20 protein-coding genes are annotated in these 17,265 nt (G+C 40.0%); all 20 read left to right on the plus strand.

Going from position 1 to position 17,265, the window contains the following annotated elements; all coding sequences use genetic code 11:
* Window positions 1-534: 534 nt before the first annotated feature.
* The 20 genes from Vgang_RS16380 (at window position 535) to Vgang_RS16475 (ending at window position 17,255) form a co-directional block, all read left to right on the plus strand.
* A complete protein-coding gene (locus Vgang_RS16380) occupies window positions 535-1,521 on the plus strand; it encodes a hypothetical protein (RefSeq protein ID WP_105903629.1) in 987 nt (328 codons plus the stop codon).
* A gap of 134 nt (window positions 1,522-1,655) precedes the next feature.
* A complete protein-coding gene (locus tag Vgang_RS16385; RefSeq protein ID WP_105903628.1) occupies window positions 1,656-2,168 on the plus strand; it encodes a thioredoxin fold domain-containing protein in 513 nt (170 codons plus the stop codon).
* 127 nt (window positions 2,169-2,295) lie between these two features.
* Window positions 2,296-3,639 (plus strand): hypothetical protein, encoded by a 1,344-nt coding sequence (locus Vgang_RS16390; protein ID WP_105903627.1) that lies wholly within the window; start codon window positions 2,296-2,298, stop codon window positions 3,637-3,639.
* An 82-nt stretch (window positions 3,640-3,721) separates the two neighbouring features.
* Window positions 3,722-5,161 (plus strand): type II secretion system protein GspD, encoded by a 1,440-nt coding sequence (locus tag Vgang_RS16395; protein WP_157946057.1) that lies wholly within the window; start codon window positions 3,722-3,724, stop codon window positions 5,159-5,161.
* 10 nt (window positions 5,162-5,171) lie between these two features.
* Window positions 5,172-6,377 (plus strand): hypothetical protein, encoded by a 1,206-nt coding sequence (locus Vgang_RS16400; protein WP_105903625.1) that lies wholly within the window; start codon window positions 5,172-5,174, stop codon window positions 6,375-6,377.
* A 1-nt stretch (window position 6,378) separates the two neighbouring features.
* Complete coding sequence (locus Vgang_RS16405; protein ID WP_105903624.1) at window positions 6,379-7,104, plus strand: hypothetical protein; 726 nt, start codon at window positions 6,379-6,381, stop codon at window positions 7,102-7,104.
* Entirely contained in the window at window positions 7,104-8,864 is a 1,761-nt protein-coding gene (locus tag Vgang_RS16410) for a GspE/PulE family protein (protein ID WP_105903623.1), read from the plus strand. Before Vgang_RS16405 ends, Vgang_RS16410 begins: the two co-directional genes overlap by 1 nt.
* Complete coding sequence (locus tag Vgang_RS16415) at window positions 8,864-9,937, plus strand: type II secretion system F family protein (RefSeq protein WP_105903622.1); 1,074 nt, start codon at window positions 8,864-8,866, stop codon at window positions 9,935-9,937. The genes Vgang_RS16410 and Vgang_RS16415 overlap by 1 nt, the downstream gene beginning before the upstream one ends.
* A gap of 85 nt (window positions 9,938-10,022) precedes the next feature.
* Window positions 10,023-10,535, plus strand: coding sequence for a type II secretion system protein (locus Vgang_RS16420; RefSeq protein WP_105903621.1), 513 nt, complete (start codon window positions 10,023-10,025; stop codon window positions 10,533-10,535).
* 3 nt (window positions 10,536-10,538) lie between these two features.
* On the plus strand, window positions 10,539-11,102 hold the full coding sequence (locus tag Vgang_RS16425; protein WP_108745530.1) for a prepilin-type N-terminal cleavage/methylation domain-containing protein: 564 nt from the start codon (window positions 10,539-10,541) through the stop codon (window positions 11,100-11,102).
* Window position 11,103: 1 nt separating this feature from the next.
* A complete protein-coding gene (locus tag Vgang_RS16430; protein WP_157946056.1) occupies window positions 11,104-12,030 on the plus strand; it encodes a prepilin-type N-terminal cleavage/methylation domain-containing protein in 927 nt (308 codons plus the stop codon).
* Between the two features lie 101 nt (window positions 12,031-12,131).
* Window positions 12,132-13,430, plus strand: coding sequence for a trypsin-like serine protease (locus Vgang_RS16435; RefSeq protein WP_105903618.1), 1,299 nt, complete (start codon window positions 12,132-12,134; stop codon window positions 13,428-13,430).
* 136 nt (window positions 13,431-13,566) lie between these two features.
* The gene (locus tag Vgang_RS16440) at window positions 13,567-14,079 is read left to right on the plus strand and encodes a hypothetical protein (protein WP_105903617.1); all 513 of its coding nucleotides are present in this window, start codon (window positions 13,567-13,569) and stop codon (window positions 14,077-14,079) included.
* Between the two features lie 69 nt (window positions 14,080-14,148).
* Complete coding sequence (locus Vgang_RS16445; RefSeq protein ID WP_157946055.1) at window positions 14,149-14,436, plus strand: hypothetical protein; 288 nt, start codon at window positions 14,149-14,151, stop codon at window positions 14,434-14,436.
* Between the two features lie 139 nt (window positions 14,437-14,575).
* The gene (locus tag Vgang_RS16450) at window positions 14,576-15,124 is read left to right on the plus strand and encodes a hypothetical protein (RefSeq protein ID WP_157946054.1); all 549 of its coding nucleotides are present in this window, start codon (window positions 14,576-14,578) and stop codon (window positions 15,122-15,124) included.
* Between the two features lie 84 nt (window positions 15,125-15,208).
* Complete coding sequence (locus Vgang_RS16455; RefSeq protein ID WP_264923659.1) at window positions 15,209-15,535, plus strand: hypothetical protein; 327 nt, start codon at window positions 15,209-15,211, stop codon at window positions 15,533-15,535.
* Window positions 15,536-15,537: 2 nt separating this feature from the next.
* Window positions 15,538-15,771, plus strand: a complete 234-nt coding sequence (locus Vgang_RS16460; protein ID WP_105903614.1) for a hypothetical protein — start codon at window positions 15,538-15,540, stop codon at window positions 15,769-15,771.
* 10 nt (window positions 15,772-15,781) lie between these two features.
* A complete protein-coding gene (locus Vgang_RS16465) occupies window positions 15,782-16,156 on the plus strand; it encodes a DUF2976 domain-containing protein (protein ID WP_105903613.1) in 375 nt (124 codons plus the stop codon).
* Between the two features lie 14 nt (window positions 16,157-16,170).
* A complete protein-coding gene (locus Vgang_RS16470; RefSeq protein WP_105903612.1) occupies window positions 16,171-16,572 on the plus strand; it encodes a DUF3487 family protein in 402 nt (133 codons plus the stop codon).
* Window positions 16,573-16,574: 2 nt separating this feature from the next.
* Window positions 16,575-17,255, plus strand: a complete 681-nt coding sequence (locus tag Vgang_RS16475) for a DUF2895 family protein (RefSeq protein WP_105903611.1) — start codon at window positions 16,575-16,577, stop codon at window positions 17,253-17,255.
* Window positions 17,256-17,265 lie beyond the last annotated feature (10 nt).

A 17,265-nucleotide genomic window follows, 5' to 3' on the forward strand; every position in this document is an offset into this window, starting at 1 on the left:
TTTTTTCTCCACTACCCGACTATCGGTTTTATTGATTAAGAGTAATTAAAATATTATGGGTGGTCAATAAAAATGACAGTGATGCAAGAAAATAGATGCGCGTTAAAAAAATTACAGCGTTGGAAAAAAATGGATTGAAAATGGATGAATTGTGCGCTAGTTTAATTTTAAGCAAAAAAAAGGGACAGGTTGGCAGACCTGTCCCGACTGCTTATCAAGAACAAACTAGAGGGTTCGAAAATGACAACAGCAATGCGTACTATACAACAGACAGGAACATCTTTAAAAGAAAGCATGTCACCAATTCACTTAATTGATGCGTCTATTAGAAGTGGTAATATGCGAGGATTCAAATTTAGTGGTTCTGGCCGAGATTTAAAAACAATGCTTAGCGAGCTGACTTGCTACCTCGATACCCAACGAAATCGACAGACGCAATAAAGCAATAATGACGTAGACAGGTCGCAGAAATGCGGCCTGTTTTAGTATTGAACTTAATTAAATGAATTTGATAAAAACAAAAGGATTCCTAACATGAAAGCTAATTTGGTAATTCAACATCTAATTACGGGTATTTTTGAGGACTTAGAAAAGGCAACGATCTCCACCAGCCTTGGAAAAAGAAAAATTCCAGCTACATCGTTTAAGCGTGTATCTCGCAGCAACAAAAGCGCTGAAATCTTTAAGCATATTGTCAACTTGGCCGAGTTTGATGACCAAACATTCGAAGCTGAAGCACGAGAATCAATTGATAAAGCACTCCAAGATAAAGTGTTCACCTTTCCATTGAGCGGGATCACCGAAGAAGCCCTCTATCTGAATGTACGTAGAGCATTTTCGTCTGTATTTGAAATAAACAAGCAAATAGAGTTTGATCTGTTCGATTCGCTATATCGCATCAACATGTGGAAAGCCTTAGAGTCAGTAAACCAAGAAATCTATTTTAACTTTAATGGTCACTTTGAAATGTTAACAAGCAGCCACAAGCTTTCTGGCCTTTTGGACTGCAACACAGACAAAGAGGAATTACTGGGGCTTGATAAGGGTGCATTCATTAACACGAGCTTTAATAGAGAAAAGAATGTAGGTATTCCCGTTAGTTTGTATAGCTTAGAGAACAGCGAAAACTTGGTCTTTATGATTAACAATGAAGATCAGAATGATATATTTGACAGTGATGGTCACACACTGAATGAGACTTTAATCAACACTTTGAAAGGCGGCTTAAAGTACAAAGCCATTCAAAGCATGGACAATTTGAAAGTATGGGTTGTGGTTGGGCATAACAAATTGGTGCCAAGAAACCGAACGCAGCAATACATACCTTTTTGCCAGATGTTCTCATTAGAAGTACCTGAAAATATCTCGGACATAGCGCTGAGTAATTTAAAGGAAGTACCGGCAGCAGCACCAATCAATGCAATATTTTCTAGCTTTTCGTTTTTCAGAAAAAGCATGAAGTTAAAGCTCAGCAAAGCATTGAATGAAGTTATTGCAGAGGGACACAAAACTGAAGTATGAGATTAAACATTATTACCGTGGTAATAATGGCGAACCATAATCAGCATTATTACCGTGGTAATAATGGCGAATCATAACCAGCATTATTACCGTGGTAATAATTGACAATCTAGGCGCACTTAAAGGAAAACTTAGTGAAAAAATACATCAAAGCTCTATTGATTGCATTCTTGGCATTACCATTTATATCTCATGCGGGTAGCTTGGATGAGATCTATAAAAAGTATGACTCTAAGATGTTTACACTTCAGGCACCAAATGAAAAGCACAAGATTGTTGTCTTATTTGATTTAGAGTGTCCGTACTGTCAAAAACTGATGACTGAAACTGCGCCCACTTTAGTTAAAAATGGGATCACAATTTCATTTTATCCATACCCTAAAAATGGAATGGATTCACAAGGAGCAAACTACTTAGTAAGTTCATGGCAGTGGCAGAACCCATTCGCAAAGGCATTTTTCCCCAAAGAAAACATTCCCAACAAGGTAGTTCGAAAATTCACACATGAAGATTTAAGTGAAATGTATAACTACATCAATTCCGAGTTAGGTGGAGTGACAGGAACACCAACAACATTGCTCGATAATGGTAAGTTTATTCAGGGTGCGTACAAGCCAGATGAATTGTTAAAGTATTACTACAATTAACCTCAAAATCCCGCCCAAAGCCGCCTGAAACAAGGGCGGCTTTTTTGATTAACCGCCTAAATTTAAGCTATCTACATATCCGAATTAATCTTGCCAGTAACGTATTAGTGTTGAGATTAGGATATTTATGAAACACAAAAATAAGAAAATTGGTTCTAATACCAAGTTGATTTTGGTGGGGTGTGTTCTCTCACAGCTTGCCGTTCTTTCCGGTTGCGCGTCAAGCGAGCCAGTAGTTGAACCTAAGAAAGTTGAAGTTAAAGACGAGTATTTAACTATCAATGAAGGGGAAACTATTACCGAGGCAACAGTTAAACTTGCTGGCAAATATAACCTTTCGATGGTTGATTGGTCACAACAAGCCAACGCGAACCTATCAAATGACAAAGTATTCTTTCCTTTAAAAATTAATGTTAGCCAGTTAAGCGCACAAGATGCGTTCGATATGCTTTACAAGCAAACCGTTTACATTACCGATATAGACACTAATTCAAAGATTGTTCACGTTCAGCCATTTCAGGTGTCTGCACCGAATGAAAGCACGACAATCATCTTGCCACCAAAACCAAAAAGCAAGAACGTGACTTTAAATCCAGATCATCCCGATGCAATTGATACAAGTAAAGACGCATTGAGCGGTAATAAGGTCAATAAAACTCAATCACAACTCGCTAGTACAAATACCAATTCTTCAAACCAAGCTGGTAGCACAGGTGTAAATGGTAGCAATGGTAATAACGCTAGTGATTCGAGCCTTATTGCCGGTACTAGCGGTACTTCTATCAATACCAATTCAAGTATTAAGTCAGCCGATACAGCTAAGACGGATAAGCCAATTGGCAATACTTCAGCCAATGGTAAAGCAGAAAGCAAAGTTGAAGACTCAAAAATGGCTAAATCAAAAGTGTACACAATCAATTCACGCCAAAGTTATGCAGATAACCTACGCAAAGGGTTAACTGAAGATGGCTATGCCATTTATTGGGGTGACATGGATGACTCAATGGCTGAAACAATAAACGAGAAGCCTGAAAACGCAGAAGATATTACCTCAAAAACAACCTTTGAGTTTGTTACAGAAAGCTTGAACCGTCTGAATAAGCAGCATTTCGATGAAGATGAAGAATTGAGCGTTGTAAATGATAAGAAGCTGTATGCCTTGGTTAATGACAAAAACAAATACGTTGTCTTCCATCAAAACGGCTTTGCTACCAACGCATCTGTGTTCAACGTTAAAAAAGGCACGCTATCAAAAAATGTATCTGCGTTAGCTAAACAGTTCGGATGGACGCTTGATGAATCTACTGGCTGGGTTGCCGATGAAGATTACATGATCACGGTTGATTATCCATTAATTAGCAAAAACAGCATTGCTGATGCGCTGAGCAAGCTTGTTTCTCGTTACCCACGTATTACCCCAAAACTTCTTGAGTCTAAACGCGAAGTTTACATCTTGAACAAATCACAATAAGGGAAGATTAATGAAGAAGTTTAATAAATGCGCTTTAGCCGTAGTCGTTAGTTCTTCTCTGCTTTTGTCAGGGTGTGGGGCTATGGCTTATAAGGAACAAAAAGAAAAAGCGAATGATATTGGTGGTCAAATTACAAAAATCACCAATGCACATAAAGACATGTATATCAGCGCCCCACCGGTTGATTTAACTCCAATCAAATTAAATAAGCCGAAAATCTGGGCTGATCGAATCCCTGTGAAAATTAATACCACAGAAGTAGGTTTAGATAATGTTTTACGTGATGTGGCCAGACGCGCTCATGTTTCAGTGTTCTATGGTCGCGAAACAAATAAAAACATTCCGGTAAAAATCAACGTTGATGGTTCTATTAGCGATTTAGCAAGAAATATTGAATCTCAAACGGACTATAAAGTTGATTTATCGTCCGAGGGCTCTATTAGCGTTCTTGCATGGGAAACAGAAACATACTCTTTGGCCAACCTTGTCGGTAAACACGACTTTATGATTGGTAAGCAAGCGGCTGCAGATCTTACCGATGGTGAAGATAGTGACTCTGAATCTTCTAGTGGCTCATTGTTCAACGCTGACCAAGATCAATACTCAAGCATTAAAGCTGACGATGCCAGCCCAATTGATGACACCGTTGATGCCATTGAAAGCATTATCGGTAGCGAAGAACTAAAAGCTGGTGCCGGTGTAAAAGCTAACAAAGCCTCTGGCTCTGTCACTGTTTCAGCAAGACCAAGGACAATTCGCAAAATCAATAAGTACGTTGAAAGCATGAACGCCATCTACGGCAAGCAAGTAAACATCAAGGTTCGCATTCTTACATTCCAAACAACCAAGAATAATTCATTTGGTATTGATTGGAATTTAGTACGAAAAACCACTGACGGAGCCTTGAACTTTGCTTCAACAGCAAATGGCGGTGTTGTTAATTCACTTGATAACTTGGGTGCATTTTCATACACCGCTTCAAGCGGAAAGTTTGATGGTACAAGCATTCTGATTAATGCACTGCAAGAGCAAGGTAATGTAGCTATTACAACTGAGCCATCTTTACTTGTGACAAATAACCGTGTTGGTGAGATCGAACGTTTACGCAAAGAAGCCTACATCAAAGATGTCACCATCCCGACAATCAGTAGTGATAGCGACAATGATTATGCAGAGGTATCTCAGGGCATCGTTTCTGAGGGGTTCTCAATGCGTATCCTGCCAAAAATTATTGATGACGAAGTGATCATGCAATTGTCAGCGACAGTTTCAAAGCTTGGTGATTTTGGTGTTGTTGATATGCCGAATGTTCAAATTAAAACACCGAATATTAGCGAAGAACGATTCAACCAATCAATCCGCGTACAAGACGGTAGAACTGTTGTGCTTTCGGGTTACAGCCAAGGAACAACATCATCCGGTGAAAAGCAGTCATTTGAAAATCCAGCTATGGGCGGTAATTCCGGTCGTGATCAAACTAGCCAAACCATTGTATTGCTAACACCAACCATCGTTAAGTAAGGCGGATGATATGAAAATCTTCCAAATTCAGAATGATAGTAAATCAGCTATACGAAAGGTTTTAAAAAAGCTTCCGGCATACGACTATGCCGGTCTTTGCAAGCTAGGTGAAACAACGTATATCGCGAGCACAACCGCTGACGAGCAATTGCGCGTAAATGCTATTGCCAATGAAGCTATCACAATGAGCAAAACATTCATTGCCATAGCTCCATCACACGGAGTCGAAAAGTACACCGAGAGCCAATTGGTAAGCGTTCTGTTTATAAGTGAAGGCAAAGTGGTTGATGCTCGTTCTGGTCGATTAAGTGTTGAATTAACAACCTACATCGCCCAGCAACTTGCCAATGGATACGACAATAAGATCGTCAAAAGCCCTGAGATAAATATCAAGAAAATATCAGATATTTATTCTCACTTTGGTTTGCAGTTAGAGGTGACTGATTTTAATCCGCCCGAACCAAAGCAAGACGACTTGTACTTTTATACCAAGCCTGTCCACGAACTTTTAAGCCAAAACCAAGAACGTTCAAAAGGATTACTCATTCTTGGATGTGTAATTCTGGCGTCAATGGCAGCAGCATTTTGGGGTTTCAAAACATTCATTCATCAAGACAACACGGTTACTTACGTGACTAAAGATGAACATGCTCAATATAGGAATGCGCTTAAAGATGCTCACGTTTCGGAGGAGTTTTTTCATGCAATGAAAGTTGCTGATAAATATTTCCATCGTGAGGGCTGGACTATGAAAGATATTAGCGTATCTCGTGCTGGCAAATACAAAGCAACAATTGCTCCATACATCGATAGCGCCCCACAAACACCATTTTTACTGTGGTCTAGGAATAACGCAGGTGATGACAAGCTAAAAATGGATGCCGGTGTGTTTGTTCTTGAGGGGGCATTTGAACGAAGCGATTACATCAAAGGCTTTAAGCGATGGATTGTTGATTTAGATCTGAACCTTTCACAGTTGAGAGATTTGAATCTTGCTGCCGGTGTAGAAAGTTTTGAGGTTTCCACAATAAAGCAAAACAAAAATTATCGTTCTGCATTGATTACGTTCAGCGGCCAATCAATGACTTTAAAAAAATTGAATGAGTTATATGAGGCATATAAACGAATCCCACTCATGTCTGTAAAGCTAGATATTACAGACAACAACGATGGATCTTTTAATGTGACTCAAACAATGGAACTTGTAGGTATTTAAGATGACTAGACGAAACAAAAACAACAAACAAAAAGCGGCTAAGCGTGAGATCCCAAATTCTCTTGCGTATTCCGTTGTAGCTGTAGCAGCGTGTGCCATTGTGTATTTTACTTTCTTTAATGACACAAGCATTTCAAACCCTTTCGCAAAGTCAGCGCCAAGATCAACACAAACCGCTCAAGCTGGTGGTTCTGGTCAAACGGTAATAAAGAAAGTTGAAGCTCCTGATGCTGCGAATGCACCACAACTGATGTTACCAAGTATCGATAGTCTAGGTATTTATCGCTCTGAGCAAATACACAGAAATTTGCTAATTGCCAACGAAAATCAAAAGGCTCAGCTTGAAGAAGCAAGACTCAAAACTGATACAGCATCATTCAAACGCCAGACTATTGCATCATCTTCAAACGATTCTGATTACGGGGTATCCAGTAGTACACCAGTACGTGTTGCCACTGAGCCACCAGCGGTAATCGAACCTGCTCAGCCAAGTAGCTACGAAAGTGGTGTAAGTCAAGATGGGCAAATTTCATTAATCTCAATCAGCAAAATTAACAATGAACTTGAGGCCATGATCACCTACAACGGTGAGGTTGTATCGCTAAATCTTCAGGGGATTGTGTATAGCTCATCAAAAGACATTCCAAGGATTGCAGTTACGCAGTTAGATGACCAATCACTATGCGTTAAGCAGAACTCAAAGAATCAATGCTTTAAGGTGTACTAATGACAACTGATTCAGAAACAAACCAAGTCAATGACAGGGCTGCAAGCAATATGGTTGATTCTGCAGACCATGAATTAGCTATCATTCAAGACTTACTCGATGGTAACTACGATGTACTCAAAGATGAGTCCATTTTAAACCTATGCAAGAAAGATGGTTCTTGCATATTGACCGAAAAGTTTGTGGTTTGTTGTACGGATATTACAAACCCATTTATTAATGATCTGATTCAAGCAGCGAATGAATACCAAAACAATTTAGACGCACCGAAGCAGGATGTAGTGGTCAGAATTGCTTCTCGCCAAGCAATAAAAGAGGTTCTATCAAAGTCTAATAATGATTTATTGAAAGACATATCCAATTCCGCAATCGACCTAAGTGACGAAGCAAATAAACAGGCTATCGGTGAGTTAGAGCAACTTTTATATGAAGTGCGCGAGAAGAAGGTGGCTGACGTTCACATCAAGGCCACAAGTGAATCTACGATTGTTTACGTTCGCACATCTGGTGGTGTCACTCGACATTATGACTCAGCGCGTGAGGCCGAATACGGTTTACGCTTGGGCGGGTTGATTTTTGGTACATACGCTTCTGAGGGCTCGAATGGTTCATTCTTGCCAACAGAGGCGAATGACACAACGTTCAGTTGGCTTATAGAAGGTAAAAGCTGCCGGTTCCGTGCGTCAACGGTTCCAATTAGAAATGGATGTAAGATCGTCATTCGTTCACTTGAACCGTTTTCGAATGAAGTACCAACACTTACTGATTTAGGTTTTTTGCCCGCTCAGATAAAAATGCTGATGCACACAATAAATCAGCCGTCTGGCTCTTTATTAATTACTGGTCAAACCGGTTCGGGTAAGACAACCACCCTAGCCTCTTTGGTTGATGCGATACCAGAAAATAAGAGTGTCCATACACTTGAAGATCCAATTGAGCTTATTTTGGAAAATGCTTCACAAACAGAAATCAACGTTTCTGGTGATGAAGATAACCTAGGTGTGAAGATTGGTTCGTTTGCTTATTTTGGTAGACGTTTACTTCGTCAAGATATTGATGTTGGTGTGTTTGGTGAGCTGCGTGATAAGCAGTCTGTCCAGGTCTTTTATCACCTAGCAACCACAGGTCACTTACTGTTAGGAACAATGCACGTCTCCAGCGCTACTGGTGTGCCAAACATGCTAATGAATACCTATGGTTTAAATCCATTGCAGGCCGCTGATAAAGACGCTTTCACATGTTTTATGCACCAAAAACTGCCCGATAAAGTTTGTCAGGCTTGTTGTCATTCGCATGATGAGCATAAGTCCATACTCAAAACCGAGCTCAAGGACGCTTTGGTGTCAGGGGTTGAAGCGAGAATATTCTCTGCTGAGACACGCTTAAATCGCTTGAACTACGCTGAAAGCATTTTCAAAGGTCAACTTGAAGGTTTGAGATATTCAAATGATAAAGGCTGTAATCAATGTGAGTTTACAGGCAAGTCAGGTAAAACCGTTTTAGCCGAAATACTGATGCTTGATGATAATGTTCGTCAGTTTATTGAAGATCAAAAGACAACTGAAATGGTTGCTTACCTAAAAAGCCAAGGCTTTCCTACTGTACGAGATCATGCTTTGCACTGTATCAAGCTTGGCATTATTGACATTCATGCTGCTGCAAGGGTTGTTGGTGAGCTCGATAACTCCAATGCCACATCATTCAACTACGGTGAACTAATCGATGAAATAAGCATTAACACTGCTGAGGTAGGTGCTTAATGAATATTGGGATTATCAGAGAGCATATAAAAAAGAAACTGTCTGAAATTAAAAAAAATAGGGTATTTAACCGTGAACAGCAATTAGAGCTTTTAGAAGACTTGATACTTGCTTTAAATGCCAAGCAGTCGCCACTTGAAGCCATGCGAAACTCACTAGAGTTCTGTACACCTAAAAACCGCACAGCGTACAGCGAAATCTATTCCGTTTTAAATCGCGGGGCTTCGTTGTCACGAGCGCTTGATGGATGGTTTGATCCAATGATTGTTCTATCCATTAAAGCTGGTGAAGGGAACAGAAGACAGATTCAAGCATTAGAAAACGCCAAAACAACACTGGAAAACCAATCTGGTGTGACTGGAAAAATTGTTAAAGCAAACGGGTATCCTTTGTTCCTTATCATTCTAGGAAATGTAATGAATGCCGTTGTGGCGCAACTTGTCATTGAACCAATGCTGGTGGACAAGCCAATTTTGAGCTTCCCTGTAATAACTCAAATCTCTTACAGTTTTGGCAAGTTCTTTATGTACAACTGGTACTTTTTGGTACTGGCTGTATTCTCGTTGATTTTTGTCATTCAAATCATACTGGCTACTTGGACTGCTGATGTACGATTCTCAAGGTTTGATAATTTCATCATCTTTAAACAATACCGGATATTAACAGCTTCTTCTTTCTTGCGCTCAATGGCTGTAATGCTCAAGTCTAAGCAGATACTCAAAACGGCATTAGACGCAGTTAAAGAATCAAGCGACCCCTATCTGGCCAACCATGCAAAAGAAATGCTTTATTCAATTTCAGATAAGACCGGTGTAGGTCAGGTTATGGATACAGGCTTGCTTTTGGATCAAGAAATCGCTCGTATTAAGTCAATCACATCTAAATCAAATGATGGAATTGATGAGCTTTTAGTCATGGTGGCGGAGCGTCACGAAAAAGTTCTGAACAAATCTTTAGACCGAATCGGTAAATATAGTGGCTACTTTGGATTGCTGGTGGTGGGGCTTCTAATCGTGCTGGCCTTTGCTGGACAAATGGCCGCGCAACTTGCTAATGCTGGAATGACCTTTTAACCGTCTAAATTATGAAAATTCATAGGTATAGATAGAATTTCCCTGTGCACATTTAATCACTTTTAATTTTATTAATGGAAATATTATGAAGAAATTTAAAGCTAACAAACAAGCAGGTTTCACTTTAATTGAACTTGTCATTGTTCTTGTCATTATGGGGGTATTGGGGGCTGCTATCGCTGCATTCCGAGGTGGTGCAGATTTTCAATCTCTCAAGAAGCAAACCAGTGATGGTATTTCGTTAATCGCTAGTGATGCACGAGCGAAAAAAGGTGCAGGTAACTACAACGTAATTACAGATATTAGCGTCCTATGTAACGATGGATATTTAACTGAAACTATGTGTGGTACTGGTAATGATGGTGTCGGCACAAACCCATTCGGTGGTGACTGGGTTGTTGCACCGTCTACAAACTTTGGGGCAGCTCACCTTAGCGTTGGTGTAACTGGTATTCCAGATGGCCGTTTTGCTGAGTTAGCTGACACTTTAGCTGGTCAATCGTACAAAGCTTGTCAATCTTCTACTGACTGCGCATCTATCACAGTGACCGAGCCTCAAGAGAATGGTGCTGGTGGCGAAATCTATATTGATATTTAACTTATGAAAAGAAACTCGACAGGGATGGCATTAATTGAGCTAATTATCGTTGTCGTGATCTTATCGGTGGTAGGGCTTGTCTCTACCACTTATTTTAACAAGATCGCCAACCCAACAGAATCAGCGAGTATAGCCAAATCCTATGTAAAAGACCTAGAGCTTGCAATTAAAGCTAAGACTGCGCAGCAGTGGCAAGATTGCGTGGACTTTCAGGATTTTACGTTTGAGCAATTGGCAAGTGAGAACTGGCTCATCAATCCAGAACAAATCTTTCCCACCAGCTTTGTCTTTGATGTTGAACGCGATAAGACCAACCGAAGAATCCCGAGAATGGTCACAATACAGTTAAGTTTTCAAGATAGAGCTGTAGCGAACACCGTTGCGCAATCAATTCCTCACTCTAAAGTTAGCACGAATGAATCTGACTCTATCGTTAGCATTGGAGTTCGCATTAGCCCATTTTCGCGGGGGATGCAGTACATGAATAATGAATACACACAATTACAGCTACCACCGCGCGTAGGTGATAAGTATTGTTTTGACCGCACAGCTTTCGATGGAAGTTAATATGAAAAAATCAAAAGGTTTTGCGCTATTAGAATTAATGATTGCATTGGTTATATTTGGTGTAGTCATGCAAGGTGTCTTTGCGTTTGCCAATAAAAAGCATTTCGATAATGACGTTAACTCTGCAATAGATAAGCTAGTTATGGAATTAACCATGATTCAGCAATACGAAGCTGAATCTCCTGAACCTTATGCAAGTGTAACAAGGTTCCCTGAAACACCTGCAGATTTGGTTGATAAAGGTTACGCCAATGAGTGTACCGCTACTGAGGTATCTGCGGGAAAATGCCAGTCCGTAGAAAAAACTTACTGGGGTGACTCAATCTCTTATAACCGAATAGATAAAGATGCAGCGAACGATATAGTAATGCACTTAACATTGTCATATCCATTAACAACGCTCCCAACAGAAGAAGCCAACAGGGTAGCCGGAATGTTTATGGGGCGTGTTCCATTCCTTACTTACGATAAACCATCAAAAACAATGACCGTTCGCGTAAACCGTTCCAGTGCAAGTGCAGCATTAGAAGGCTTTATTGATGCTGAGGGTAATAGGAAATTAGAAGATGATTGGGATGTTGGTGGTAATTACTCGATTGCCAATGCAAAGAACGTCACTGTGAGAACGCAGGACGGAAAGCAAATGAATTTGGCTGCAAGTGTGATTTCGAGTTTTCCTGTTGCCAATGGCACTAGCGTTCCAAAACCAAGTTGTCCAGCAGGTTTAAAGCCAGCAATTTCTACCAGTGTAAAATCTATTGCCGGTTACAATATGCGTGAATTAGGGGCAATAAATACCTATTACACAGAAACTTCGAGCGCATGGAAAGTGTACTTGCGGTATTATGCGGTTCGCCAGTCTGATGACGCATGGGTGCAACTTTCAAATGGTGAGATTAATGTGAATGTGTCTTGCATCACAAATTAAATCAATAAGAAAAACAAATGATTAAAAATCACAAATATAATACTTGTATTATTCCCTGTGTGAATTATAATACTTGTATGTTGTGAAAAAGGAATTAAATCATGAAAAAACTTACAACCTCCGTTACTCTTTTATCTGCGTTAGTTTCTGCTAATGTTTTTGCAGTTGATACCAGTTTGGTTTATCACAACGTAGACCGTGTTGATCAAGATAATATTGTTATTGCGAATAGTGATTCTTCTGCATACTGCACCGGTACGGTAATTGGCGGGAAGTGGGTTATCACTGCTGCTCACTGTAATCAAGGCTCGTCCGTTGATGGCGTGTATCAAACGTTGAGTGTAAAAAAATCTAATATTCCGACTGAATATACTGAGTACAAAGCTCAGACTGAAAACCCTGACTCAACCGGTTATAGCTCACCAATGCTTGATGTTGCCGTTTGGGAATTGGATGATGCACTAAAGCACTCTACATTCGCCCCAATTTCCAACGTTACATTGTCAGATAATGATTTACTTCGACTATATGGATTTGGTCAAACCAATCCAGAATTAAACTATATAGAACAACGTACATTGGCGAATTGGCACTACGGGAATTGGGATTTAGCTAATACCCCAAATGTCGAGGCTTGCACTATTGACGGTGCAACTCATGATGATGGCTATTGTGAAACGTTAGATCCAAATATGATGGTGACGTATGAAATAAATCAGGGGCGAATCATTGATGGGGACTCTGGCGCAGCATTATTTAAAGATGGCTACATGGTTGGCATCTTACACTCATTATCACCATACGGCTTACAAGATGCGGGGCACTCATATCACGCAGATAGCGGTACAACTGAGGGGGTCAATGTTAGTGACATTGTTAGCTCAGATGCTGACTTGGATTCAATGAACGGTAGCTATGCGAATCGCATGGATTATGCAGCCACGCAAAACTTTTTATTAGATAATATTAACGCATGGAACTACGCATCTTGGGTAAAAGTAAATAGCTCAAATGCTGTGACTGTTAAGATTCAATCGCTTCATAACTCAACAGTAAATTTATTAAACACGATTACCACGACTGGTGATGCTGATGTAGATACCAGCACTATTGCTTGTTTCTCTCCTGAACACGACAACAACACTGCCGAGCACCATAGTGCCGATAGTGTACAGCCCTTTGATGTGTGTTCGTTAAGTGTCACGAGTAATGGTGGTGAGGGTCAAATTCTATTAGGTGATAATCAAGTTATCCATGTGAATAAATGGGATGTAGATTCTGTTGATCCTGAAGAACCCGACAATGGCGGTGAAAGTTCAGGTGGCTCTAGCGGTGGTTCTCTTGGTGTGTTTGGTTTATTAGGCTTACTGGGATTAGGAATAGCTAGAAGAAGAAAATAAATATTCCACGAAAAGGGCGTGATTTATTCACGCCCTTTTTTATTACAAAAAATTCAACTTTAACCGCCTAAATGTGATTCCAGTCTCGAACTGTGCAACTTTTAATGTTCCATTTATAAAAACAGGAGAATGGAACGTGAAAACAAATAAATATTTGCTTGCTGTACTGATAGCTCTTTCCTCTGTCGGGGTTGTTAATGCTGCCGATGTAAGCACTATGCCTATCCAATCGAACAACCATACGAGCATTAGCGTTTCAAGTGATGCGAGTAATAGCAATTGGAGTAAATCACCCAAACCAACATCGACGGACACCTACCAGTGGAAATCGGTTTATTCAGGTTCGGCAAAAGATACAGTAGCTATAGGTAGCAATTCAAAATTTGTATCTGTCCAATTGGCTGGTAAGTCTGCAAAAACTTATGCGGTAGATCCAAGCTCAAGTAGCTATACGCTGGATACTTTTAGTTATAAGTCTTATACAAGCAATGGTAACATAGGAGGATGTGCGCAAGGGAGCTGTGGAGGGCTAACAGAAACAACAACCACAGTGATATTAAAGAAAGAAGGTAATTCGGTTTCGTCTTACACCACATCTGGCTCATACAGTTATAAATCACCAATGATTACAAAAGTTTTGGTGATGTAAATCAAATGAGGCGAGCTCAATCGCCTCATTCAATTGTTCAATTTGTTGAGAAAAATTAATGCGGTTACAATGAACAAATCTAAATTTACCTTCATGCCTCTTGCATTGTTTTTGGGGGCTGCAAATGCTGCTGACATAAGCAATATGACTGTTCAATCGAATAATCATTCGAGCGATATGCCATCAGGCTCTAAATGCGGTGATTATGTAATGTCCGGCAACAAAACAAGAGTTAATGTTTATTGTATGGGACAAAGCGTTCGAAATGGCTGCCCAAAGGGGTTCACTCATCGAAACTTCGGATATTTTGAAGCCGGTGGAGGCGAACGGAAATATGTTTGGTGTACGAAAAACTGAGATAACTTCTAATTGATTAATATCGACAGACATGTTCAGCGTTATTACCACGGTAATAACGCTGATTTGACCACCTAAAAATGATCATATTTTCACAGTGAATACAATGTAACCTCTCATAATAAATAGGGGCTACATAATGAAAAAATTCCTCTCTGTAATCATCGCAATTTGCGTTGGAAGTTCGGCCTATGCTGCCGATATTGAATCAATGCCAACACAAAGCAATAATCATACAAATATTAGTGTTTCTGCGAATACAAGCGAAAGCAACTGGAAGAAGTCACCAAAACCCACCAGTAAAAATAATGGCGGTGTATGGGGCACTAGCACTGCAAACAGTCAATCCGCTTCATTTCCATCAGGGGCAAAAGCCGTTTCAATTATCACGGCTTACTCTAAAAATGCAGATAATAGTTATGCTTCAAATTTGCAACCATACTCCCAAGCCTTTTCTGGCACCTTCGCAGTACCAACATCAGGAACAAAAACCTACACAGTAGGCACTATGAGATATGCGGTTTGCTCAGGTGGTGCTCATGGTGGTGCATCATGCACTCAAAAAAGTATCGATTGTAAGGTTTCCGTATCTTCAACACGAATAAATCTGATTGGTAATGCGAATACAGGTTTGAGCGGAACCAAGTATTGCTTCCCAAATATCAGGGTTGTGACTTATTACCGATAAGTTCCACTTCGGGTTAAACGTGGATAACCACCTAATTTTGCCCCGAATTCAATCTACAAATAACCTATCGCCATGTTTTATCACATGGCGATTTTTTTTATGAAAAGAACAGCAATATCGAGTGGTTTGCTTTTTCTTTTGCTATCGGCACCGGCATTAGCAATGAGCAGCAATAACTCAAAAGAACCTGACATTATCCGCGAGCGGATGGGGTTAGAAGTGATTGAGTCACAACTTGGCAAAATCATTGAGCACAGTGAAAGTTTAAAAACATACTCCGATCAGTCAGCTAACCGAAAATTTAATTACCAAGCCTTTGAGATTCAAATCAAGAATCTTCAAGACCAAATAACCGAGTACCTTGAGCACCCTCCATTGCCGCGAGGCGTTGATGCGCTTCAGGAGAAATAACTATGTCAAAGACTGTTGATGCTTGGAATGAAACTGTAGTTGGCCTTGCTAGCTCAGACACTATCGCAACAATCATCGGGCTTACATACTTTGGAGGAATGCTTTTGTTAGGAGCGTACTTATTTAGTGGCATGTTTGATTCATACAAGAAGAAAACTCTGACACAAAATGAGGCCATGTGGTACTTGATTCGCTACTTCACTTTATTGATTTTCACTACATATTATTTTTTATAAGGCATTAATAATGAAAGCAATTATTAACAAATCTCAATCAATCCTAAGAGGTGTCTGTATTGGACTTTATGCCTCTATATCAACAAGCTCGTTTGCTGCTGATTTGCCAACTATTGATATTCAAGGTGGTGGTTCAACTGACTACGTTGCAACTACAAAAAACATCATTTGGAGCCTATTAGCTTTGGGCGCAATGATTGTCGTTGCAAAACTATTCTTTTCTGCGGTCGATGGCGTATTAACAAAATTCAACGAATGGAAGCAAAAGCAAGCCACTATTGCTGAGCTTATTGGGATGGTGCTGTTAGCGGTTGGCCTATTAATGGGCGGTGTATTCTTACTAACGCAGCTAAGTGACTCACTAGGTTTAGATTTCTCATTCTAAGGGAAAGTTAAAGCATGGCAGATGAAGAACAAACCATTCAAGTGATTTTAGACAACCTAGATGAAGCGCCACCAATCTTAAAGGGATTAAGTGGTACGGAGTTTGGGTTGCTATGCGCATCAAGTGTAGGGGTATCGGCAATTATAGGGGCGTTAATCTTATTTTTTGTTAACCCAACCTACTCAATACTTGGGCTTGTTATTGGTAGTGGGGCGGGCTTCATCATTGCATGGAAATTAGCTGGCTATATCGGTGTAAAGAAGCAAGGAACTCCAAGCTATCTTTTTTGGGGGTTAATTATGAGGCACGTACAGACAAAAGGGATAAACCTTTTATTCACTCGCCTAAAAGTGAATTTCGGATTTATACCAACTCAAATCTGGGACAATTGCTCACATAAAGATGGTGAAAAATAACAATGACAAATTCAAACTCAAATAAAAAAGAGAAGTTCAATTTAAAGGATGTGTTTTCGTTTAGGTTTCGTTCGTTACCGAAGCGCTATTACAAAGCAGAAAAGGAAACAGAGGCACATATCTGGACTCTTAGAGGCGTGGGTTTAGGTTTATTTGTGATCATAATGGGCTGCCTATATGCGATAGGCCAAATGCCATCGCAAATCCCTTTGTACCAAACCCCAAACCTAGAAACCGGTTCAACGCGAAAAATTCAAGACGTACCGCCTTATGCCGTTTACAGCACGGCTTTGTATTTATGGCAGACGATAAATAAAGCAGACAACTTGGCTGTTGATTACCCGAAAAATATTACCCGCTACGGGAATTATATTGCACCTGAGTTCCAGAAGGTTTTATTGAAAAACTTCAATGCAGAGCGCGGGGAAAAAACCAACGTTGAACGCAGAGTTAATGAAAAAACAGGCACCACATGGACTGAAGATAACCGAATCATAAACCTAGGTAATAAAAAATGGGTTGTGTATTTGGATATAACCATCACGGAGCGATTGAATAGCCAAGTGATTAGAAACTCAAGTTTTCGCTACCCGATATTAGTTCAGCAAGTTGATTTCGATCCTGCAACTAACCCAACAGGTATGCAGTTAATTGGTTACTACGGCAATGTTGAGCGTCTATAAGGAAGAACAA

This window comes from Vibrio gangliei (assembly GCF_026001925.1).
In the GTDB taxonomy this organism is placed as follows: domain Bacteria; phylum Pseudomonadota; class Gammaproteobacteria; order Enterobacterales; family Vibrionaceae; genus Vibrio; species Vibrio gangliei.